20 protein-coding genes are annotated in these 22,781 nt (G+C 67.5%); 7 read left to right on the top strand and 13 right to left on the bottom strand.

Annotation, left to right across the window (positions count from 1 at the left end; translation table 11 throughout):
- Nucleotides 1–45: 45 nt before the first annotated feature.
- The 11 genes from AC1DQP_RS05285 to AC1DQP_RS05235 form a co-directional block, all read right to left on the bottom strand.
- Nucleotides 46–543: a CS1 type fimbrial major subunit gene (locus AC1DQP_RS05285; RefSeq protein ID WP_256776045.1), complete on the bottom strand. Its 498-nt coding sequence runs from the start codon at nucleotides 541–543 to the stop codon at nucleotides 46–48.
- 593 nt (nucleotides 544–1,136) lie between these two features.
- Nucleotides 1,137–1,499, bottom strand: coding sequence for a NirD/YgiW/YdeI family stress tolerance protein (locus tag AC1DQP_RS05280; RefSeq protein WP_256776044.1), 363 nt, complete (start codon nucleotides 1,497–1,499; stop codon nucleotides 1,137–1,139).
- 712 nt (nucleotides 1,500–2,211) lie between these two features.
- On the bottom strand, nucleotides 2,212–3,579 hold the full coding sequence (locus AC1DQP_RS05275; RefSeq protein ID WP_478051210.1) for a citrate synthase: 1,368 nt from the start codon (nucleotides 3,577–3,579) through the stop codon (nucleotides 2,212–2,214).
- A gap of 255 nt (nucleotides 3,580–3,834) precedes the next feature.
- Entirely contained in the window at nucleotides 3,835–4,095 is a 261-nt protein-coding gene (locus tag AC1DQP_RS05270; protein WP_256776042.1) for a type B 50S ribosomal protein L31, read from the bottom strand.
- Nucleotides 4,096–4,207: 112 nt separating this feature from the next.
- Entirely contained in the window at nucleotides 4,208–5,143 is a 936-nt protein-coding gene (locus tag AC1DQP_RS05265) for a nucleoside hydrolase (RefSeq protein ID WP_478051209.1), read from the bottom strand.
- A 196-nt stretch (nucleotides 5,144–5,339) separates the two neighbouring features.
- The gene (recG, locus tag AC1DQP_RS05260; RefSeq protein ID WP_478051208.1) at nucleotides 5,340–7,451 is read right to left on the bottom strand and encodes an ATP-dependent DNA helicase RecG; all 2,112 of its coding nucleotides are present in this window, start codon (nucleotides 7,449–7,451) and stop codon (nucleotides 5,340–5,342) included.
- Between the two features lies 1 nt (nucleotide 7,452).
- Nucleotides 7,453–7,845, bottom strand: coding sequence for a RidA family protein (locus AC1DQP_RS05255; RefSeq protein ID WP_457317971.1), 393 nt, complete (start codon nucleotides 7,843–7,845; stop codon nucleotides 7,453–7,455).
- 598 nt (nucleotides 7,846–8,443) lie between these two features.
- Entirely contained in the window at nucleotides 8,444–10,603 is a 2,160-nt protein-coding gene (locus AC1DQP_RS05250) for a RelA/SpoT family protein (RefSeq protein WP_457317972.1), read from the bottom strand.
- A 221-nt stretch (nucleotides 10,604–10,824) separates the two neighbouring features.
- Complete coding sequence (gene rpoZ / locus AC1DQP_RS05245; protein WP_005410877.1) at nucleotides 10,825–11,124, bottom strand: DNA-directed RNA polymerase subunit omega; 300 nt, start codon at nucleotides 11,122–11,124, stop codon at nucleotides 10,825–10,827.
- Between the two features lie 112 nt (nucleotides 11,125–11,236).
- Nucleotides 11,237–11,902 carry a guanylate kinase gene (gene gmk / locus AC1DQP_RS05240; RefSeq protein WP_256776037.1) on the bottom strand — a complete coding sequence of 222 codons (666 nt, stop codon included), beginning with the start codon at nucleotides 11,900–11,902 and terminating at the stop codon, nucleotides 11,237–11,239.
- Nucleotides 11,899–12,759: a YicC/YloC family endoribonuclease gene (locus AC1DQP_RS05235; protein ID WP_256776036.1), complete on the bottom strand. Its 861-nt coding sequence runs from the start codon at nucleotides 12,757–12,759 to the stop codon at nucleotides 11,899–11,901. Before AC1DQP_RS05235 ends, gmk begins: the two co-directional genes overlap by 4 nt.
- Nucleotides 12,760–12,880: 121 nt before the next feature.
- Here AC1DQP_RS05235 and rph point away from each other — a divergent pair, with 121 nt between their 5' ends.
- The 7 genes from rph to pepQ all read left to right on the top strand — a co-directional run bounded on the left by rph (nucleotide 12,881) and on the right by pepQ (nucleotide 20,416).
- Entirely contained in the window at nucleotides 12,881–13,609 is a 729-nt protein-coding gene (rph, locus tag AC1DQP_RS05230) for a ribonuclease PH (protein WP_256776035.1), read from the top strand.
- Complete coding sequence (locus AC1DQP_RS05225) at nucleotides 13,606–13,995, top strand: VOC family protein (RefSeq protein WP_457317973.1); 390 nt, start codon at nucleotides 13,606–13,608, stop codon at nucleotides 13,993–13,995. Before rph ends, AC1DQP_RS05225 begins: the two co-directional genes overlap by 4 nt.
- A complete protein-coding gene (gene rdgB, locus AC1DQP_RS05220; RefSeq protein WP_457317974.1) occupies nucleotides 13,992–14,585 on the top strand; it encodes an RdgB/HAM1 family non-canonical purine NTP pyrophosphatase in 594 nt (197 codons plus the stop codon). The genes AC1DQP_RS05225 and rdgB overlap by 4 nt, the downstream gene beginning before the upstream one ends.
- A 58-nt stretch (nucleotides 14,586–14,643) precedes the next feature.
- Complete coding sequence (gene hemW, locus AC1DQP_RS05215) at nucleotides 14,644–15,873, top strand: radical SAM family heme chaperone HemW (protein ID WP_478051207.1); 1,230 nt, start codon at nucleotides 14,644–14,646, stop codon at nucleotides 15,871–15,873.
- 235 nt (nucleotides 15,874–16,108) lie between these two features.
- Nucleotides 16,109–18,649, top strand: coding sequence for a DUF1631 domain-containing protein (locus tag AC1DQP_RS05210; RefSeq protein WP_478051206.1), 2,541 nt, complete (start codon nucleotides 16,109–16,111; stop codon nucleotides 18,647–18,649).
- Nucleotides 18,646–19,005, top strand: coding sequence for a PilZ domain-containing protein (locus AC1DQP_RS05205; protein WP_478051205.1), 360 nt, complete (start codon nucleotides 18,646–18,648; stop codon nucleotides 19,003–19,005). The genes AC1DQP_RS05210 and AC1DQP_RS05205 overlap by 4 nt, the downstream gene beginning before the upstream one ends.
- Nucleotides 19,006–19,087: 82 nt before the next feature.
- Entirely contained in the window at nucleotides 19,088–20,416 is a 1,329-nt protein-coding gene (gene pepQ / locus AC1DQP_RS05200) for a Xaa-Pro dipeptidase (RefSeq protein WP_256776029.1), read from the top strand.
- A 228-nt stretch (nucleotides 20,417–20,644) separates the two neighbouring features.
- On the opposite strand, the gene AC1DQP_RS05195 is transcribed toward pepQ, so the two are convergent.
- Together AC1DQP_RS05195 and AC1DQP_RS05190 are read right to left on the bottom strand one after the other, a co-directional pair.
- Entirely contained in the window at nucleotides 20,645–21,970 is a 1,326-nt protein-coding gene (locus AC1DQP_RS05195; RefSeq protein ID WP_457317979.1) for an aminopeptidase P N-terminal domain-containing protein, read from the bottom strand.
- 7 nt (nucleotides 21,971–21,977) lie between these two features.
- Nucleotides 21,978–22,526 carry a UPF0149 family protein gene (locus tag AC1DQP_RS05190; RefSeq protein ID WP_256776028.1) on the bottom strand — a complete coding sequence of 183 codons (549 nt, stop codon included), beginning with the start codon at nucleotides 22,524–22,526 and terminating at the stop codon, nucleotides 21,978–21,980.
- Between the last annotated feature and the right edge of the window lie 255 nt (nucleotides 22,527–22,781).

Here is a 22,781-nt window from a genome sequence, read left to right as displayed (position 1 = left end):
CGGCCCGGTATCCGGGCCGGCGTGAGTGACGCGAGGGGTGAACCGTTACGGCTTCTGGGTCAGCACCACGCTGACGATCCCTTCGTACACGCCCTGCACCGTGATCGGGGTGCGGGTGGTCTGGGCGATCTCCAGGTCCATGATGATCGATGCGCCACTGAGCGCACCGTCGTACAGATCCGCTGCCAGGAAGTCCTGTGAGGCAACGGTCAGCTCGCGCTTGTTGAGTCTCACGGTGAGTGGAACATCGGTGCCGGTGCCGCTCTTGGGTACCAGTGACGGCGCGTGGCCAAGCCGCACTTCCACATCCTTGTCTTCATCGTTGGTGTAGATGCGCACGCGCTCGTTGTGCGGAGTCAGCCCCTGGCCCGGAATGTGGTCCAGTGGGATCGAGTCCGGCAATGCGGTGCCATCGTGCTTCATCAACGCCAGGGACGGGTCAACATTGGTGTAAACGGTGATATGGGATTCGGCGGCATTGGCCGACAGCGAAGCGGCGGTCAGCGCTGCAGCAAGCGCGGCCTTGTTGAGGATACTGGACATGGCTTCTCTCTCTTTTAGTGTTCGAAAAGACGCTTCCGCAGGAAGCACCGCCGCCACCACGCGGGGTGAGACAGCCCAGTCAGGTTAGTTAGGGGCAGGTGATTTGCCCATTCAATGAGTCCTAAAAACGACGCCATTTTGGCCGTAATGCGACCGCACCCTCACTACTTGAACATTGCAGCAATTCCTATGCGTCCCTGCGCCCTCGGCGCGTGCGACCCGATCACGCACGTGCACCGGAACGCCCTTGCGTAGCCGACCCAACGCGGGGCGCTGCTCCACGCCGGCCTGCGCCGCCGGATCCGCTTCCTCGCGGTGCATCCACCACGCCGTCACCCGCTGGTGAAGGGTGGCGCCCCTGCATCCGTCCAGGGACGGCCACGTCATCGTCAACCTGTGTCGTGCGCTGCGTGCGTGGATGCGGCGCGACCGCATTGCAGCGCCGTGGGATGTTCCATCACCCACGACCCTGCGCTACGGCGCCCTATCTCATTCCCGGTGCGCACGCATTTTTCCATCTTAGTGGCGCTCTCACAGTCGCCCGCCGGCCTAAGCGTCGGGCATGGCGGTTTGCGCAACGGGCGTGCTCCGGCTCAGCGCGGCGGCAGCACTTGCACGCGCTTCACCTCGATATCGGTGGGCTTGAAACGGTGCGTGTCCACCTTCCCCAGCAGTTCCACCGTGGCGGCCGCGCCAATGGCCTGGTGAGGCATGTCCTCGTCGTCGATCTCCACGTCGATCTCGCCGGTGGCGTCGCGGAAGCGGTAACGTTCATTGCCGACCTTGGCGACCAGGTGGCCCAGCAGCAGTACCGCGTGGTCGTCGCGCTGCTGGCGGGCCTGCGCCACCGTCGTGGCGACGGCGGTGGCGCCGGGACCGGTATAGCCGGCCAGCGCGTCGCTGGCGTGCAGGGTGGATGCGATGGCAAACAGGGGAATCAACGCGTAGCGCGTCATGGTCGGACTCCTTCGGGACTTGCTTGATTGATCTGACAAGCCTGATCCGCGGAGCCCCATAGACCCATGCAATAAGTACGAAAAGGTCAGCGCCGCGCGCCAACGCGCCTGCCCGTTCATCGTCACGACGGTGTAGCCACCCCATGGGGGGGCGCACAGGGTGCCGGCACCAACAGAAGCCACCACCCAATAAAGAAGGTGTTTCTCCGATCTGGGGAGAGGTCTTGTTGCAAGGCCCGTCGCAGCGTGAGCACGACGCTACGCGGGTGGCCGGGTGTGCAGGCCGTTGGGATGGGCTGGCGTCTCCGATCGGGCTGGTGGCGAGCGTGAGGGCCCCGTATCCGCCGGTAGGACCCTGGCGCAAATGTCCCCCGGCCGCGKGGCGGCCTCCTCCTTTATTTTGCCCAGGGGCCTACCGGCKGCTACGGGGCTCSGCTCGCGGTMCGCAGGTGGACGCCGGGCGTTTGGGCGGTGGCCGGTGGGTCGGGCGCTGGCCCCATGCCCTTCGAGGCGAAATAAAGGAGGAGGGGGCGACCGCAGGCCGACGCCGGAGGACCGTCGCCGGAAAGGGCATCGGGGCCCAACGCCCAACCCGCCGATGGCTGTGCGTGGAAGTGTCATGGGACGTTTCTGCTTGTCCCGCGTATGGGCGAAGAGCCAAAAAAAACGCCCCGCAATGCGGGGCGTTCTTCAAGACGAGGTACCGGGGCGATCAGCCCTGGTAGTCGCGCACGTCGCTGCCGGTGTAGACCTGGCGCGGACGGCCGATCTTCATTTCCGGATCGACCTGCTGCTCCAGCCAATGCGCCACCCAGCCGGAGGTACGGCCCAGGGCGAACATGACGGTGAACATTTCGGTCGGGATCTGCAGCGCCTTGTAGATGATGCCGCTGTAGAAATCGACGTTCGGGTAGAGCTTGCGGGCGACGAAGTAGTCGTCCTGCAGCGCGGCCTGTTCCAGCTTGACGGCCACGTCCAGCAGCGGATCCTGCACGCCCAGCTGCTTGAGCACCTTGCCGGTCATCTCACCGATGACCTTGGCGCGCGGGTCGAAGTTCTTGTACACGCGGTGGCCGAAGCCCATCAGGCGGAAGCCGGAGGTCTTGTCCTTGGCCTTGAGCACGGCGGACTCGACGTTGTCGGCCGAACCGATCTCTTCCAGCATCTTCAGCACGGCTTCGTTGGCACCGCCGTGGGCCGGACCCCACAGCGCGGTGACGCCCGCGGCGACCGACGCGTACGGGTTGGCACCGGTCGAACCGACCAGACGCACGGTCGAGGTCGAGGCGTTCTGCTCGTGGTCGGCGTGCAGGATGAACAGCAGGTCCAGCGCCTTGACCACGTCCTGGTTCAGTTCGTACTGGCCGTCGGCCGATTCGAAGGTCTGCTTCAGGAAGCGGCTGACGTAATCCAGCGAGGTGTCCGGCTTGTTGGCCGGCAGGCCCTTGCCGTGGCGGTAGATCAGCGCCGACAGGGTCGGCACCTTGGCGATCAGGCGCACGGCCGCATGGCGGCGCTGTTCGGCGTCGGACAGGTCCAGCGAGGCGTGGTAGATACCCGACAGCTGCGCGATGGCGGCGGTCAGGATGGCCATCGGATGGGCATCCTTGGCGAAGCTGCCGATCAGCGTGTTGATGGAATCATCGACGTTGGCTTCAGCAGCCAGCTCGTCGGTGAAGGCCTTCAACTGCTCGGCGCTCGGACGCTCGCCATTGATCAGCAGGTAGGCCACTTCGACGTAGCTGGACTTTTCCGAGAGCTGCTCGATCGGATAGCCGCGATACAGCAGCACGCCCTTGTCACCGTCGATATAGGTGATGGCGGACTTGCAGCTGGCGGTGGCAGTAAAGCCGGAGTCGTACGTGAAGAGACCGGTTTCCTTGGTCAGCTTCGAGATATCGACGCAATCGTTGCCGAGCGTAGGTTTGATGACGGGCAAAACAACCGACTTTTCGCCGGCGTTGAGCGTGACCTGATCAAGATCGGACACTGTGTGCGCTCCTCGAGGGAAGGCGCCCACCCAAGCGCATGGGGCAGGCACGTGAAGGAAGTCCACGATCGTTATCGTGGATCCCGCCATTATCGCACAGCAACATTTTCGACGCCCTAGGACGGAAGTCGTAGACGCCGGTACCGGCATGCGTATGGACGCACTGCGCCAGTAGCCGCAAGGGCTGCGGGGGCGCTGGACAAGAATGTCCGGATGCAGCGTTCCGCCGATGCCGCACGCCCGCCAGCTGGCGTTCAGACAGGCGCCAGCCATCCATTTTTCGCGGACACAAAAAAACAACGGCCGCCAAAGCGACCGTTGTTTTCATGCAACTGCAGCGACAACTCAGGCTGCGGTCGGCGCCGGCTTGCCGAAACGCTTCTGGAACTTGTCGATACGGCCGCTGGTGTCGATCACCTTGTGCTTGCCCGTATAGAACGGATGCGAAGCCGAGGAGATTTCCACCTTGACGAGCGGGTACTCGTTGCCGTCTTCCCACTTGACCGTGTCCTTGGTGGACATGGTCGAACGGGTCAGGATCTTGAAATCAGAGGTAACGTCGTGGAAAACCACGTCGCGGTAAACAGGATGAGTATCGGCCTTCATGGGCGCGCACCGTAATAAGGGCTGGTGATCAAGAGCGGCATTATAGCCCCGGATGCCGCCAAGGGCAAGCCGGGGTCATCAACCGTGCGAAAGGTCCGCCGCAGCGGCGTCGTCAGACGCCGAGTGCCGCCCGGACCTGGGCCTCAAAGCGCCCTTGGTCGTAGGCCATCAGCAGCTGGGTGTTGTCCGGCTGCCCGGTCTGGCGGTTCCAGTCGACAATGGTAGCACCTCGGCTGTGCACGCCGGCCAGTTCGATGTTCAGCGGGCGCGATTCGACCCGCAGCGCGCCTTCGGGCTGCAGCGCCCAGGCCATGGCCAGGGCATCGGCGGCGAACCAGCGCTCGCCGCGGCTGTCTTCGGACCACAGGCGGGTCTGGCGCGAGATCAGCTCGTAGAAGCGGGCCTTGTCGCTGTCGGCGGCCAGCCACTGTTCCACGTCGGCATGCAGCAGGCCGTGGGCGACGGTGGCTTCCCAGTCGGCTACTTCGATATGCGGGAAGCCGGTGAACACGATGTGCGCCGCTTCCGGATCGAAGGCGATGTTGAACTCGGCCGCCGGGGTGATGTTGCCGTGGCAGGTCACCGCCCCGCCCATCACCAGGAAGCGCTTTACGCGCTGCGGCAGGGTCGGGTCGAGCTTCAGGGCCAGGGCGAGATTGGTAAGCGGTCCGAGTGCGACCAGGAACAGCTCGCCGGCGTATTCGTGCGAGAGGCGCAGGATTGCCAGGGCAGCGTGTTCGGCCTCGGCCTGGCGCTTGGCGGCCGGCAGGTTCACATCGCCGAAGCCGTCAGCGCCGTGCACGTGGGCGGCGTCCACCGACGGGTGCAGGAGCGGATCGGGGGTACCGGCGAACACCGGGACGTCTTCGCGGCCCGCCACTTCGCACAGCTTCAGGGCGTTGCGGACGGTGTGGTCCAGGCCCACGTTGCCGGCGGCGATGGTCAGGCCGACGATGTCGTGGCGCTCATCGGCGAAGGCCATCAACAGGGCCAGGGCATCATCGACACCCGGGTCGGTGTCGATCAACAGCGGAATCTTCTTGCTCATCGTTGCCGTCTTGATAATCGGCAAGGGACTCGATCCGCTCTCCGGCTTCAGCCACCAGGCGGCTGAGGGTGGTCCGGGTGGCGAATGTTCCCCGGTATCCGCCTGCGGCGGCTACCTCCTCCTTTATTTCGCCGAAAGGCCTACCGGCCGCGAAGCGGCTCGGCTTGCGGAAGGAAGGGAGCCAGGCTAAGGGGCTCTATGCCGACGCGTAGCGCACGGCTGTGCCGATCCAGCGCCGCACGACCTGGTCGGCCACGTCGGGAGCTTCGGCCAGCAACCGCTCGGCCAGGTCATGCACACCCGGCAGCAGGTCCGCATCGCGGGCCAGGTCGGCCATGCGGAACCCGGCCAGGCCGGTCTGCCGGGTGCCCAGCAGTTCGCCGGGGCCACGCAGCTCCAGGTCCTTCTCGGCGATGAGAAAGCCGTCGTTGGTCTGGCGCATGGTTTCGAGCCGCTCGCGCGCCATGTTCGACAACGGCGCCTGGTACAGCAGCACGCAGCGCGAGACCGCCGAGCCGCGCCCTACCCGTCCGCGCAACTGGTGCAGCTGGGCGAGGCCGAGGCGCTCGGCATTTTCGATGATCATCAGCGACGCATTGGGCACGTCCACGCCGACCTCGATCACGGTGGTGGCCACCAGCAGGTCGATCTGCCCGGCCTTGAAGGCCACCATGGTGGCCAGCTTTTCGCTCGCCTTCAGCCGCCCGTGCACCAGGCCCACGCGCACGCCCGGCAGCAACGCCTGCAGCGATTCGAACGTGGCCTGGGCCGGGGTGGCGTCGAGCTCTTCGCTCTCCTCGATCAGCGTGCACACCCAGTAGACCTGCTGCCCTTCGCGGCACGCCACGGCGATGCGTTCGATCAGTTCCGGGCGGCGGTCATTGTTGAGCGCGACGGTCTGCACCGGGGTGCGGCCCGGCGGCAGTTCATCGATGGCCGAGACATCCAGGTCGGCGTACTCGGACATCGCCAACGTGCGCGGAATCGGGGTGGCGGTCATCACCAACTGGTGCGGCACGCTGCGTCCGTCCGCGCCCTTGTCGCGCAGCGCAAGGCGCTGATGCACGCCGAAGCGGTGCTGCTCGTCGACGATGGCCAGCGCCAGGTCCTTGAACACCACGCTGTCCTGCATCAACGCATGCGTGCCGACGACCACCTGCGCCTCGCCCGAGGCGACCTCGGCCAGCACCCGGGTGCGCGCCTTGCCGGTGACCTTGCCGGCCAGCCAGGCGGTACGCACGCCCAGCGGTTCCAGCCAGGCGCGCAGGTTGTTCAGATGCTGCTCGGCAAGCAGCTCGGTCGGCGCGGCCAGGGCAACCTGCTTGCCCCGCTCCACCGCCAGCATCGCCGCCAACGCGGCCACCACCGTCTTGCCCGAGCCGACGTCGCCCTGCACCAGGCGCAGCATCGGATGCGCCTTGGCCAGGTCGTTGCGGATCTGCTCGAACACGCGCTGCTGCGCGCCGGTGAGCTGGAACGGCAGGCTGTCGCGCAGCTGTTTGACCAGCGCGCCGGACCCACGCAGCGACGGTGCGTGATGCGCCTGCAATGCCATGCGCTGGCGGCGCAGGCTGAGGTGATGGGCCAACAATTCTTCAATCGCCAGCCGTCGTTGCGCCGGGTGCCGGCCGGCTGCCAACGCGGCCAGATCGGCATCCGGCGGCGGCCGGTGCACGGTCAGCAGCGCACTGCGCAGCGACGGCAGCCCCATCCCGGACAGCCAACCGGGCGGCAACAGCTCCAGCGTGGATTCTTCCGGCAACCGATCCAGCGCGAGCCCGATGAACCGGCGCATCGTGGCCGGCCCGACGCCGTCGACCGCGGGATAGACCGGGTCGAGGCTGTCGCCGAGTTCGTCATCGTCGTTACTGCCCATCACCCGGTAGCTGGGGTGGACGATCTCCAGCCCGAGATGCCCGGGCTTGGCGGTGCCGTAGCAGCGGATCCGCGTGCCGACGGCAAACTGCGATACCTGCTGGGCGCGGAAGTGGAAAAACCGCAGCACCAGCGTGCCGTAGGAATCATCTTCGATGGCGACCTTGAGCACCGGTCGACCACGGAACCCGCGCTCGACCGCGCTCACCCGCCCTTCCACCTGCGCCGCCACGCCCGGCTGCAACCGGGCGATGGTGGTCAGCCGGGTGCGGTCTTCATAGCGCAGCGGCAGGTGCAGCCACAGGTCCTGCAGCGAGGACAGGCCACGGGCCACCAGCTTGGCGGCCACCGCCGGGCCGATCCCGGAAAGCATCGACAACGATGCTTCCCCGGCCGCGGCCAGCGCCGGTGCAGGAGCCCGTGACCGCGCCACGTCAGGCCTGGTCGAGCACCATCACCGCATCGACTTCGAAGTTGGCGCCCTTGGGCAGGCCCGATACTTCGATCGTGGAGCGGGCCGGGAACGGCGCCTTGAAGTAGTCCTGCATGACCGCATTGACCTTGGCGAACTCGGCCAGATCGGTCAGGTACAGGCCCAGACGCACGATCTGGTCCAGCGAACCGCCGGCTTCTTCGGCCACGGCCTTGAGGTTGTCGAACGCCCGACGCGCCTGCGCCTCGATATCGCCGGCACCGACGATGTCACCGGTGCCCGGGTCCAGCGGAATCTGGCCGGAGAAATACACGGTATTGCCAGCACGCACGGCCTGCGAATACGGACCGATCGCGGCCGGTGCCTTGGCGCTGGTGATGATCTGGCGGGACATGGGAGCTCCACGGTTCAAAAGGGGGAGCGCAATTGTAGCCCCGAAGCCCCGATCAAAGCCCCGATCAAAGCCACGATCCACGGTAGAGCCGACCGTTGGTCGGCTGACTGGAGAACGACGAAGACGATTGGTCGGCTGGCCGGAGAACGACGAAGACGATTGGTCGGCCGGCCGGAGAATGACGAAGACGGTTGGTGGGCCGGCCGACCATATCGATCATTGTCGCGCAGTGTGCGAGCAGCCGACCAACGGTCGGCTCTACCCTCTGGTGGTGTGCCCATTGCCCGGCGAAGAGGCGTTGGAGCCGGCCATCGCCGCACGGTGCACGGCAGCCGACCAACGGTCGGCTCTACCCTGGTGGTGTGCCGATTGCCCGGCGAAGAGGCGTTGGAGCCGATCATCGCCGCGCGGTCTACGGCAGCCGACCAACGGTCGGCTCTACCTTGGTGGTGTGCCCATTGCCCGGCGAAGAGGCGTTGGAGCCGATCATCGCCGCGCGGTCTACGGCAGCCGACCAACGGTCGGCTCTACCCTCCGGTGGTGTGCCCATTGCCAGGCGAAGGGCGTCGGCGCCTATCATCGCCGCGCGGAATGCGGCTTATTGTCGGCGAACCGACTGCACCACCGACAACCGCCGCAGCCGGCGCATTACCTCGGCCAGATGGTTGCGGTCGCGCACCTGGATATTGAACGCCAGCACCGCCGCGTTGAAATCGCGATCCAGATAATCGACCCGCTCGATGTTGGAGTGACTCTGCGCGATCGCCGCCGCCAGCTGCGCCAGCACGCCCGTCCCGTTTTCCACCTCCACCACCAGCGCCGTATCGTAATCGCCCGACACCGTCGTATCCCACCCGATCGGCACCCAGCGCTCCGGCGACTTGCGCAGCTCCGCCAGGTTCGGACAGTCCAGACGATGCACCACGATGCCCTTGCCGGCCGTGTGGTAGCCCATGATGTCGTCGCCCGGAATCGGCTGGCAGCAGTTGGCGAAGCTCACCACCCCGCGCTCGCTGCCGTTGATCAGGATCTTCTCCTGCGAATGCTTCGAGTGACCGCCACCGCGCAGCTCCGCATAGGCCATCAACGCCTGTGCCGCCTGGTTCGGCATCCAGTTGCCCAGTGCCACTTCTGCCAGCAACGCCTCCAGACGCGGGTACCGGTGCTCGGCCAGGAACGCATCCAGCCGACCCTTCGGCAACCGCTCCAGCGAACTGTCCATCGCCTCCAGCGCGCGATCCAGCATCCGATGGCCCAGCTGCACCGCGTCCTCATGCTCCAGCTGCTTGAGCTGGTGGCGGATCGCCGTGCGCGCCTTCGAACTGACCACGAACTCCAGCCACTGCGGCTTGGGCGTGGCCGAGCGCGCGGTGATCACTTCCACCGTCTGCCCGCTCACCAGCTTGGTGCGCAACGGCACCAGCTTCTTGTCCACCCGCGAGGCCACCGCCATGTTGCCCACGTCGGTATGCACCGCATAGGCGAAGTCCAGCGCCGTCGAGTTGCGCGGCAGGGCCAGGATCTTGCCCTTCGGCGTGAACAGATAGACCTCGTCCGGGAACAGGTCGACCTTGACGTTGTCCAGGAATTCCAGCGACGAACCGGCCGCGCGCTGCGAATCGATCAGCTCCACGATCCATGCATGCGCACGACTCTGCGCGCTATTGGGGGAATCGCCGCCGAACTTGTAGGTCCAGTGCGCGGCCACGCCGCGCTCGGCGATCAGGTCCATTTCCTCGGTGCGGATCTGCACCTCGATCGGTGAACCGTACGGCCCGAACAGCACCGTGTGCAGCGACTGGTAGCCGTTGGCCTTGGGGATCGCGATGAAATCGCGGAAGCGCCCGTCCAGCGGCTTGAAGGTGGCATGCACCGCGCCGAGCGCGTGGTAGGCGCTGGGCACGTTGCGCACGACCAGGCGGAAGCCGAACACGTCCATGACCTGGTCGAAGGATTTGTTCTCGTCGTGCATCTTGTTGTAGATGCTCCACGGGGTCTTGATGCGACTGACCAGGCGGTGTTCCAGCCCTTCCTTGGCCAGGCGCTGGCTCAGCTGCACTTCCACCTGCGCCATTGCCTCGCGGCGCACCACCGGCTGGCTGCGGATGTGTTTTTCCAGGATCGCGTGGCGCCACGGATACAGCGCCTTGAAGCCCAGGTTCTGCAGCTCGCTCTTGACCAGGCTCATGCCCAGCCGCTGCGCGATGGGTGCGTAGATTTCCAGGGTTTCGCGGGCGATGCGGCCGCGCGCTTCGCGGCTCTGCGCGCCCAGCGTGCGCATGTTGTGCAGGCGATCGGCCAGCTTGATCATGATCACGCGCAGGTCGCGCGACATCGCCAGCAGCATCTTGCGGAAGCTCTCGGCAGCCGCTTCCTGGCGGTCGCGGAACTTCAGCTTGTCCAGCTTGGTCACCCCATCGACCAGCTCGGCCACCGCTTCGCCGAATTCGGCGGCCAGCTCCTCGCGGGTCAGCGGGGTGTCTTCGATGGTGTCGTGCAGGATCGCGGCGATCAGCGCTTCCACGTCCAGGCCGAGCTCCGCCAGCACCTGCGCCACGGCGACCGGATGGGTAATGTAGGGCTCGCCGGACTTCCGGGTCTGCCCGGCATGCGCGGAGGCACCGACTTCCCAGGCACGGCGCAGCAACGGCAGTTGCTCGGGCGGCAGGTAATGCGCTGCGCGTTCGAGCTGGAGGACATAGTCGGGTACGGCCGCGCCGGGGGGCGAGGCGACCTTGGCAGTGGGGCCTGGGTTCATGGCTGGAAGACTATGCCAGCGGCGGGATAACGGCAAACATCTGAACAGGGGATCCGCCCCCCGCTGCGTCGACCAACGGCGGTCGCCTACCGATGATGGTGGCGCGCGATGCGGCGAGTGACCATCTTCGCAACGCGGCATTTCCCCGATGTGCCACGCCCAAACGCAGAACAGCCCGCCAGGGGCGGGCTGTTCAAACAACAACGAACGATCAGGTGCGATCAGTCGTCGTTCTTGGACATGTCTTCGTCGGCGACGACTTCGGCAGCGGCCCATTCCAGTGCTTCACGCTCGGCACGCTCGCGCTCGGCCTTCTCGACTTCGTCGATCAGGGCGTTGTCGATCTTGCGGGCGGCAATTTCGCGCAGCGCCAGCACGGTCGGCTTGTCTTCGGTTTCGCTGTTGTCCAGGGTGGCCTGGACGCCATTGGCCAGCTGACGGGCGCGCTTGGACGCCATCATGACCAGTTCGAAACGGTTGTTCACGACTTCCAGACAATCTTCTACGGTGATGCGGGCCATGCGGGCTCCCGGCAGCCGGTGAGGGCTGCTCAATCGAATGAGGGAAAGGGGACGGATTGTACCGGCCAGGACTGGACAAAATCAAGCCAACCGGCTAGCACCCCGTTGAGAATCAGTCAGTTGTGGCCGCTTCCTGGGTCAACAGGGCCTGAATGAGGCCCGCGTGGCGGACCTTCTGGGCCTCCCGGCGCAGGCGGCTGGCGGTGAAGATGGCGCAGAGCTCGTCCACGGCGGTTTCGAAGACTTCGTTGACGATGACGTAGTCGAAGTCATTGAAATGCAGCATTTCTTCACGCGCGGCGGCCAGCCGCTGGGCGATCACCGCCTCGCTGTCCTGCCCGCGCTTGCGCATGCGGTCCTGCAGGGCCTGCCTCGACGGCGGCAGGATGAACACCGTCACCGTGCCCGGCACCAGCTGGCGGACCTGCTGGGCACCCTGCCAGTCGATCTCCAGCAGCACGTCCTGGCCGGCGGCCAGCTGCGGCTCCACCGATTGCCGCGCGGTGCCCTTCCAGTCGCCATGTACCCAGGCATGCTCGAAGAAGTCGCCGGCGGCGATCATCCGCTCGAACTCGGCCGCACTGACGAAGTGGTAGTGCTCGCCGTTGATCTCACCCGGGCGCGTGGCCCGCGAGGTGAACGAGATCGACAGCGCGATCTGCGGGTCGCGCGCCAGGGTGGCGTTGACGATGCTGCTCTTGCCGGCCCCGGAGGGCGCGGCCACGATGTACAGCGTGCCGCGTGCGGGCTCGGCGGTCGGCGTGGGCTGGCTGCTCATTCGATGTTCTGCACCTGTTCGCGGATCTGGTCGATCAGTACCTTCAGCTCGACGGCGGCGTTGGAGGTGCGGCTGTCCACCGACTTGGAGCCCAGCGTATTGGCTTCGCGGTTGAACTCCTGCAGCAGGAAGTCCAGTCGCCGGCCGACCGGCTCGCGCTGGGTGAACACCCGGCGGATCTCCACGATATGGCTGCCGAGGCGGTCCAGCTCCTCATCCACGTCCAGCTTCTGCAGCCACATCACCAGCTCCTGCTCGGCACGACCCGGATCGACCGGGTGCGGCAGATCGGCCAGGCGCGCGGCCAGCTTGGTGCGCTGGCCCTCGCGGATCAGCGGGATCAGCGTGGTGACTTCGGCGGCGATGCGCTCCACCCCATCCACGCGTTCCTGGATGGCAGTGGCCAGCTTGTCGCCTTCACGCTCGCGCGCGGCCACGAAGCCGTCCAGGGTGGCATCGAGCAGGGCCAGCGCCTCGGCATGCAGCGCAGCGGCGTCGACCGCCTCGCCCTGCATCACCCCGGGCAGCTGCAGCAGTTCGGTGAAGCTCACCTGCAGGTTCGGGAAGCCGGGCGACAAGCGGGTGGCCAGCGTACCGAGCTGGGCCAGCAGCGCATCGTTGACCACCAGCGCACCGGTGACCTCCGGGGCACGCAGGCGCATGACCAGGTCGATCTTGCCGCGGCTGCAGCGGGAAGCGACGCGCTCGCGCAGTTGCGGCTCCAACGCACGCAGTTCGTCGGGCAGGCGCACGCCCACCTCCAGAAACCGGTGGTTGACCGAACGCAGCTCGCAGGCCAGCGTGCCCCAACGGGTGGCGCGCTCGCCGTTGGCATAGGCGGTCATGCTTCGAATCATGCGGGTTTCCGGTGCTCTCAAAGTGCAAATGGTACCCTAGCGGTCTCCTTGCGACCTCCTCGCCTGCCGGTCCTCCGGTCCGGGCGCGGTCCTGCATCCCCTGACTTACCGGAAGCCAAGCATGTCCGATTCCCGTCCCAGCGGCCGCCAGGCCGACCAGCTGCGCGAAGTGCGCATCGAACGCGCCTTCACCCGCCACGCCGAGGGCTCGGTGTTGGTCAGCTTCGGTGAAACCCGCGTGCTGTGCACCGCCAGCGTGGAAAACCGCGTGCCGGGCTTCCTGCGCGGCAAGGGTGAAGGCTGGGTCACCGCCGAGTACGGCATGCTGCCGCGCTCCACCCACACCCGCAACGACCGCGAAGCGGCGCGGGGCAAGCAGGGCGGCCGCACCCTGGAAATCCAGCGCCTGATCGGCCGCACGCTGCGCGCCTGCATCGACCGCGGCGCCCTGGGCGAGCGCACCATCACCCTGGACTGCGACGTGCTGCAGGCCGACGGCGGCACCCGTACCGCGGCGATCACCGGTGCCTACGTGGCCCTGGTCGATGCGGTCAACTTCCTGCTCAAGCGCGGGGACATCAAGCGCAACCCGATCTTCGGCGCGGTCGCGGCGGTGTCGGTGGGCGTGTACCGCGGCACGCCGGTGCTGGACCTGGATTACGCCGAAGACAGCGACTGCGACACCGACATGAACGTGGTCATGAACGACGGCGGCGGCTTCATCGAACTTCAGGGCACCGCCGAAGGCCATGCCTTCCGTCGCGATGAACTGGACGCGCTGCTGCTGCTGGCCGAGAAGGGCATCAAGGACCTGTTCGCGGCACAGCAGGCCGCCCTGGCGTCTGCATGAACCGCCGCATCGCCCTGACCACCCTGGTGGTGGCCGATTACGACGAGGCCATCGCCTGGTACACCGCCAAGCTCGGCTTCACCCTCATCGATGACATCGACCAGGGCGACAAGCGCTGGGTGGTGGTCGGGCCGACCGACGGCAGTGCCGCTGCCCTGCTGCTGGCCCGCGCCAGCACCGAGGAACAGCGCACGCGGATCGGCAACCAGACCGGTGGCCGGGTCGGTTTCTTCCTGAACACCGACGATTTCTGGCGCGACCACGCGGCCATGACCGCCCAGGGCGTGGAATTCCTGGAAACCCCGCGCGAAGAGGTTTACGCGACCGTCGCGGTGTTCCGCGACCTCTACGGCAACACCTGGGATCTGCTGGAGGCGAAAGGATGAAACTGGTCCTGGCCAGCGGCAACGCCGGCAAACTCAAGGAACTGCAGGCCATGCTCGGCGACCTGCCGCTGCAGATCGTGGCGCAGGGCGAGCTGGGCGTGAGCGATGTGCCGGAAACCGGACTGACCTTCGTCGAGAACGCGCTGATCAAGGCCCGCCACGCTTGCCAGAGCACCGGCCTGCCGGCGCTGGCCGACGACTCGGGCCTGATCGTCGATGCGCTCGATGGCGCGCCCGGCCTTTACAGCGCGCGCTATGCCGGCAGCCCGACCGACGATGCGGCCAACAACGCCAAGCTGCTGGAGGCGATGCGCGACGTGCCGGCCGAGCGCCGGACCGCACGCTTCTATGCGGTGATCGTGCTGCTGCGCCATGCCAACGACCCGCAGCCACTGATCTGCGAAGGCAGTTGGGAAGGGGTGATCCTGGACGAACCGCGCGGCAGCCATGGCTTCGGTTACAACCCGGTATTCCTGGACCCCGCGCTCGGCCTGACCGCGGCGGAAATGGAACCGGCGCGGAAGAACGCCATCAGCCATCGCGCCATCGCCCTGCAGCTGCTCAGGCAGAAGCTGCCCGCCCTGCTGTGATGCCTACCCTGATGATGTCTGGAAAGCCGACCAGCGGCCGGCACTACCCTTGAATGCCATGCAGCAGCCACACGACCATTGCGACCACCTGCCCGGCGAACACTGCACCGGCGATCACGACCACGCCCACGAACTGCGGCTGATTCCGCCGCCGTTGTCGCTGTACGTGCACCTGCCGTGGTGCRTGCGCAAATGCCCCTACTGCGATTTCAATTCGCACGCGGCCAAGGGTGAGCTTCCGTTCGAGGCGTACATCGACGCGTTGATCCGCGACCTGGACCAGGACCTGCCCCTGGTCTGGGGCCGGGTAGTGAGCAGCGTGTTCTTCGGTGGCGGCACGCCGAGCCTGTTCCCGCCGGAAGCGATCGACCGCTTCCTGCAGGCGGCCTCGGCCCGGCTGCGTTTCGCGCCGAACCTGGAAGTGACCCTGGAGACCAACCCGGGCACCGCCGAGCACGGTCGCTTCGACCGCTACCGCGCTGCCGGGGTGAACCGGATCAGCTTCGGCATCCAGACCTTCAACGACGAGGCGCTCAAGCGCCTGGGCCGCATCCACGACAGTGGCGAAGCCGAGCGCGCGGTGAAGCTGGCGCAGGACGCCGGCTACGACAACTTCAACATCGATCTGATGTATGCGCTGCCGCAGCAGACGCTTGCGCAGGCCGAGCATGATCTGGAGCGTGCCTTCGCGCTGCAGCCCACGCATCTGTCGCACTACCAGCTCACCCTGGAACCGAACACGGTGTTCTTCGCAAAGCCGCCGCAGGGCATCCCCGACGAGGATTCGGCGTGGGACATCCAGGAGCATTGCCAGGCCCTGCTCGCCAACGCCGGCTACGCCCAGTACGAAGTCAGCGCCTACGCCAGGCCGGGCCGGCAGAGCGCGCACAACCTCAACTACTGGCGCTTCGGCGATTACCTGGGGATCGGCGCGGGCGCGCACGGCAAGATCAGCAGTGGCGCCGAACAGCACGTGCTGCGCCGCTGGAAGCACAAGCACCCGCAGACCTTCATGGACGCCGCCGGCAGCCCGGCGGCGATCGGCGGCGATGACATCATCGATGCGCCGCGCCTGCCGTTCGAGTACATGCTCAACCTGCTGCGCCTGCATGAAGGCTTCACCCTGAAGGACTTCGAATCGCGCACCGGGCTGGCGCGCGCGAGCATCGCCGCGCCGCTGCAGGCCGCCATCGCGCGTGGCTGGATGACGCTCGACGGCGAGCATGCCCGGCCCACCGAACTGGGCCGGCGCTTCACCAACGACGTGGTCGAACTGTTCCTCCCGTAGAGCCGACCGTTGGTCGGCTGCTCTTGATCCTGCTCTTGATCCTGCTCTTGATTGCCTGCCGCTGGTCGGCCACTGTCGGTCAGCGGCCCCCGATCAGCCCACGTCATCCAGCCCGCCAACGCCATGCAAAGCAGCCGACCCACGGTCGCGTCCACGCTGTCGGGGTATCCCTTCTGGCGGTGACAGGGCGAAAACGTTAGATTCTGTGCTCTCAGGGGAGCCGGAACTACAACGGATGTCTGCGTCCGCACCTTCAACGTCCCAGCCCGATCCGGCCCGTTTCGCCAGCGTGGCCGCGCCACCGCGCGTGCGCCGGCTGCTCGCCGCCCTGCACGCGCTGGCGGCGCAGACCCTGGCCAACCCGCTCAAGCTGACCATCGTGGAACTGGAACGCGAGCTGTTCCGCGAGGCCGAACGCGCGCACAACAGCCAGATCCAGGCCGACATCTACGCCCAGGCCCGCCGCCTGCACGAGGTCAACGCGCAGTTCGCCCCGCGCTTCCTGGAGGAACTGGCCACCGCCCTCGCCGGGCTGCGCGAGCCGCGTATCCGCCACGCCCCGGCAACGCCTGCAGCGGCGATGACCGCCACCACGCTGACCCTGGTGGCCGACACCGACATCGAACGTGACATCGTGCTGGTGGACATCATCCGCCGCGAGACCCAGCGCTCGGCCAGTGCGCTGCAGCTGCTCGGGCAGCGCTTCGGCGTGCTTGCCGCCGGGCCGGCCTTCGATGTCGAGGACCTGCCGTTCGGCCCGCAGGTGCTGTGCGGGATCGTGCGCGGGCTGGGCGAACGCTTCGACCTGGGCATGGAAACCCAGCTGGCGCTGTACCGGGTGTTCGACCGCCAGCTGATCGACCGGCTCGGCGAGCTGCTGGAACGCGCCAACATCCTGCTCGGCCACGAAGGCATCCTGCCGGGACTGGTCTACACCCCGTACCTGGCACGCTCGGCGACCACCCGTCGCATCGTCACCGGGCCGGAGCGCAACGCCCCCCCGCGCGAAGGCGGCAAGGTCACCCGTCCGCTCACCGGCTGGAGCGGCTCGGCCAGCAGCGGCAGCTGGGCGGCGATGACCAGCGAGGCGATGGGCGCCCTGCCCGCCTCGCTGCGTCCGGCGGCCACGCCCCCTGCGTCCACCGCTCCCATGCAGATGCCCCAGGAGGCCGCGACAGGCGCTGCGCAGGACCTGTCCGCCCCGGCAATGTCGGCGCTGCACCAGTTGCTCAGCGCGGCGCGTCAGACCAGCGGCAGCGATGTTGCCGGCGCCACTGCCGGCGCCACTGCCGGCGCCGCGGGGCAGGCCGCTGGCAGTACCGGCACGGGCTCTGGCTCTGGCTCTGGCTCTGGCACGGGCTCTGGCACTGGCGATACCCACAGCGCTGCCGACGGTGACGGCGCGGCGACCACGCCAGCGTCGCCCACGTCTTCCTCGCCAGCGCCCTCCCCGGTCGCCGTGGCCACCGAGACCGTGCATGCCACCCTGGCCAAGCTCCAGGCGCAGGCCGTGGGCAGCGGCAGCGCGCGGCGCAGCATGGGCGACCTGCACAACGCCCTGTTGGCGCAGATGCGCGCCGACCATGGCGCGCAGGCCGCCTTGACGGTCAAGGACAACGACACCTTCGACCTGCTGRACATGCTGTACGGGCAGATCCAGCGTGAAGTGCGCCCCGATGCGGTCGCCGCCGACCTGCTGGCCCGCTTGCAGGTGCCCGTGGCGCGCGCGGCGTTGTCCGATCCGGCGTTCTTCGTACGTGACCAGCACCCGGCCCGTGAACTGCTCAACGCCGTGGCAGAAGCCGGTGCCAACTGGCTGGGCGAGGAGGACGTCGATCCGCAGCTGGTGCAGAAGCTGGGCCGCGCGGTCGACCAGGTGGTCAACGATTACCAGGGCGACGCGGCGGTGTTCGACACCGCCAACGAAGAGATCCAGCAGCACTTCCGCGCGCTGGCGCACAAGGCCGAACTGGCCGAGCGCCGCCACGTGGAAGCCGCACGCGGCAAGGAGCGGCTGGAGGCGGCCAAGCAGCAGGCCGGTGCCAGCATCGAACAGCTGTGTGCCCAGGCCGCGCCGCCACGCTTCGTGCAGTCGCTGCTCAAGCAGGCATGGTCGGACGTGCTCACCCTGACCCTGCTGCGCCACGGCGAAGGCTCCGAACAGTGGCAGCAGCGCGAACAGGAAACCGCGCGCATCGCCGAGGTCACCTGCCTGCCACCGGGCACCGAGGCCAGCGATACCGAACTCGGCGGCCAGGTCGAGACCGCACTGACCCAGGTCGGCTACCACCAGGACGAAGCGGCGGCGATCGCCCGCCGCCTGTCCACCCCCGGCGGTGAGGACGACAGCAGTTCACGCACCGAACTGACCGCGCGCATCCGCGCCCGCACGCGCCTGGGCGAACAGGCCGAAGGCAACGAAGCGCGCAAGGTGGCACCGCTGGCACGCACCGTCGCCGAGGAAGACTGCTACCGACAGCTGCGCACGCTGCCATTCGGCACCTGGTTCGAGTTCACCACCAACCAGCAGGGCGACCTGCGCCGGCAGCGCCTGTCCTGGTACAGCCTGCTCACCGACAATGCGCTGTTCGTCAATCCACGTGGACAGAAGGTCGGCGAGCATTCGCTGGATGCGCTGGCGCGGCTGATGGCGCATGGCCAGGTGCGGATCGTCAGCGAGGACAAGAGCCGCCTGATCGACCGTGCCTGGCAGGCCACGCTGCGCACGCTGCGTTCGCTGGCCGGCACCGGCCCCGCCGTGGAGAGCGCGCAATGAGTACCGACACCGACACCGATACCCGCCGCGCCCCGCGCCGCCAGGTCGCCGAACTGGTCCCGGTCACCGACATGCTGGCCGAGTGCGTGGTCGGTCGGCTGGGCAATGTCTCCGAGACCGGCATGCTGATGCTGGCCTCGGTGCCCATGCACGACGACGCGCTGTACCAGCTGCAGTTCGCCATCCCCGGGCCGCAGGGCCAGCGGCTGGCGCTGGACGTGGGCGCGCACCTGCTGTGGAGCGAGCAGACCCACGCACCGGRCCAGGCCTGGGTGGGTTTCCGCTTCCTCACCCTCAGCCGCGAGCACCGCGAGCAGCTGCGCGAGTGGATCGCGCAGGAAACTTCGGCGGTCTGAGTGCCGGTTCTGGCACAGCGCGCCGGAGCCGATTGCGGCAGAATCAGGGGCTGCATTCCGCACTGTCGAACGAGCCCCCGCGATGAACCAGCCAGACCTCGGCGCCCTGTATTCCCACCACGTCAGCGTGCTGCGCCAGCGCGCCGACGAAGCGCTGGCACGCGGCGGCTTCGATCATCTGGTGGTCCCCAGCGGCACCCAGCACTACCAGGTGTTCGATGACCGCGACTACCCGTACGCGGTCAACCCGAACTTCAAGGCCTGGCTGCCGCTGACCAAGCTGCCCAACAGCTGGCTGGTGTACACCCCGGGCCAGCGCCCGAAGGTGATCTTCTTCCAGCCGTTCGATTACTGGCACGTGGTGCCCGACGCGCCCAACGGCTGGTGGGTGGAACACGTCGACATCGAGATCATCCGCACCGCCGAGCAGGCGCTGGCGCTGCTGCCCAAGGACCCGGCGCGGTGCGCGATCCTGGGCGAGCCGCAGAGCACGCTGGGCGCCTTCGTGCCGAACAATCCCGAGCCGGTGCTGCACTACCTGGATTGGCAGCGTGGCTACAAGACCCCGTACGAAATCGCCCTGATGCGCCAGGCCCAGCGCCTGGGCGTGCGCGGTCACCGCGCCGCCGACGCCGCGTTCCGTGCCGGCGCCAGCGAGTTCGAGATCCACATGGCCTACTGCGCCGCGGTCGGCCAGGACGCCAATGAGTTGCCCTACGGCAACATCATCGGTCTCAACGAACATGCCGCCGTGCTGCATTACACCGACCTCGGCCGCAGCGCACCGACGCCGCTGCGCAGCTTCCTGATCGATGCCGGTGCCAGTGCCTACGGCTACGCCAGCGACATCACCCGCACCTACGCGGCCGCCGGGCACGACGAGTTCCAGGCGATGATCGACGCGGTCGACGCCGCCCAGCAGCAGATGGCGGCCGGCGTACGGGCCGGCGTGGACTACAAGCAGCTGCACGTGGACGCGCACCTGTCGCTGATGGGCATCCTCAAGGACTTCGGCGTGCTCAAGGTGTCGCCGGAAGCGGCGCTGGCCACCGGCGTCAGCGCAGCCTTCTTCCCGCACGGGCTGGGCCACCTGATCGGCCTGCAGGTGCACGACGTCGCCGGCTTCGCCGCCAGCGACCGCGGCGGCCGCATCGAGCGCCCGCAGGGCCACCCCTACCTGCGCCTGACCCGCGTGCTGGAACCGGGGATGGTGGTCACCATCGAGCCGGGCGTGTACTTCATCGACATGCTGCTGGACGAAGTGAAGCAGGCCGGCAACGGCGACAGCATCGACTGGGCGCGGGTCGATTTCTTCCGGCCCTACGGCGGCATCCGCATCGAAGACGAGGTGCTGTGCACCGAGGCCGACGCCGACAACCTGACCCGCCCGGCATTCGCGGCCGCCGATTGAGGGATGGGTCCCGGCCAGTTGCCGGGACCACCGTGCCGCATGACCCGCGTAGCGCCACCCCATGGGTGGGCCGCTCCTGAATCCGGCATCGCGCGCAGCCACCCATGGGGTGGCTCTACCGGGGTCATGTGCAGGTGGTTCGCAGCCACCCGTGGGGTGGCTCTACTGGGGTAATGTGTGGGTGGCTCTACCCGCGCGCAGGAACCGCGAACACGCCCGGTAGTGCCGTCAGCGCGAGGCCATCGCCTCTTCAATCTCATCGGCGCTGCGCGCCAACGCCGCGGTCAGCACCCGGTGGCCGTCCTCGGTGATCAACACGTCGTCCTCGGTACGGATGCCGATGCCGCGCCAACGCGCTTCCACGCTGCGGTCGTCAGCGGACACGTACAGGCCCGGCTCGATCGTGAACACCATGCCCGGCTCCAGCATGCGCGAGTCGCCGGCCAGGCGGTAATCGCCGACGTCGTGCACGTCCAGACCCAGCCAGTGGCCGGTCTTGTGCCGGTAGAAACGCTGGTAGTGACCTTCGGCGATGTTCTCTTCCAACGTGCCCTTCAGCAGTCCCAGCCGCAGCAGGCCTTCGGTCAGGGTCTGCACCGCGGCCAGGTGACCAGCCTCATAGGCATTGCCCGGGTGCGCCTGGGCCAGCGCCGCCGCCTGCGCCGCGCCGACCAGGTCGTGCAGCGCGCGCTGCTCCGCACTGAAACGGCCGTTCACCGGGAAGGTGCGGGTGATGTCGCTGGCGTAGCCGCGGTACTCGGCACCGGCATCGATCAGCACCAGGTCGCCATCGCGCGAACGCGCGCTGTTGTCGCGGTAATGCAGGATGCAGCCGTTGGCGCCGGTGCCCACGATGCTGCTGTAGGCCGCGCACGCATCGTTGGCGCGGAACTCCCGTTCCAGATCGGCCTGCAGCTCGTACTCGTGGATGCCCGGCCGGGCCACGCGCATCGCCACCGCGTGCGCCTGCACGCTGATGTCGGCAGCACGCTGCATCAACGCGATCTCGGCACTGGACTTGAACAGCCGCTGCTCGTGCAGCAGGTGCCCTAGTTCCAGGAATTCATGCGGCGGCTGCGCGCCGTGGCGGACCTGCGCGCGTACCTGGTTGACCCAGCCGATCAGCTTGAGGTCGAAGTCTGCATCGCGCCCGAAGTGGTAGTACACCCGCGAGCGCCCTTCCAGCAGCCCGGGCAGGATCTCGTCCAGATCGTCGATCGGGTACGCATCGTCCATCCCGTACTGCGACACCGCGCCTTCCTGGCCGGCGCGCGCGCCATCCCAGGCCTCGCGACCGGCATCGCGCTCGCGACAGAACAGGATCACCTCGCCATGGCGCCGGCCCGGGATCAGCACCAGCACCGCGTCCGGCTCCGGGAAGCCGCTGAGGTACCAGAAATCGGAGTCCTGGCGGAACGGATAATGCGTGTCCAGGCTGCGCACCCGCTCGGACGCGGCCGGCAGCACCAGGATCGCATCGTCGCCGGCCATCTCCATCAACTGGCGGCGGCGACGGGCGTATTCGGCGGCGGAGATGCCGGTCAGCTGCCGGATATCCATCTCAGTTCAGGCGCTGCCGGTGACGTGCCGCCATCACGCAGTCGCCGTGCAGCAGCAGGACCGCCACGCGGACGAACTCTTCGATCTCGGCCAGCGCGTCTTCGTCGTCATCGTTGCCRCTTTCGAAGTCTTCGCTGGAGGCCTGGGCCAGCTTGGCCAGGTCGCTCAGGGCTTCTTCGCCCTCTTCGGACAGCGGCGGACGCTGACCGCCCGCGCCCAGACCGAAGCCGCCCAGGAACGCACGCGCCCAGGTGAACAGCGCATCGGCCTGCGCGGCGGTATCGGCGTCATCGCTCAGCAGCAGTTCGAAGGCGAAGTCGCGATCCTCCAGCTGCGCCACGCTGGCGCTCAGCAGGCGCGACAGCGCGTCGCCGTCGGTCGGCAGCGGCAGGTTGTCGTCGGCCAGCACCCGCGCCGGCCATTCACGCACCGGCGCACCGCCCGCGGACAGCCAGCCGCACAGGCCACCATGCAGTTCAGCGGCAGTGGCGCCCAGGCCCAACGCCTGGCTGGCCTGGTTTACGTCATCGACACTCGGAAGTTCGGTCATCTTGGGGCTCGATCGGAAAAAGGTGCCAGCAGCCCCGGTGGGCGGCGCTCTGGCAGCCTCACAGTGTAGCAATCCGCCCGCCCGCATCGGGTCGTGATCGCCGCCCGGGGCGCTGCCGACAGGGACCGGGAGCCAGCCGCCGCAGGCCCCGTCATTATTCGCTTGACCGCCTCCACCGCCCTTGCCGACCGTGCCGGTCATGGAACCTTCCGACGCCATCACCCAATTACAGGCCTTCGCCGCCCGGGTGGAGGC

It is taken from the genome of Stenotrophomonas sp. P5_A8, from assembly GCF_056400545.1.
This window is presented reverse-complemented; position numbering and strand designations above follow the sequence as displayed.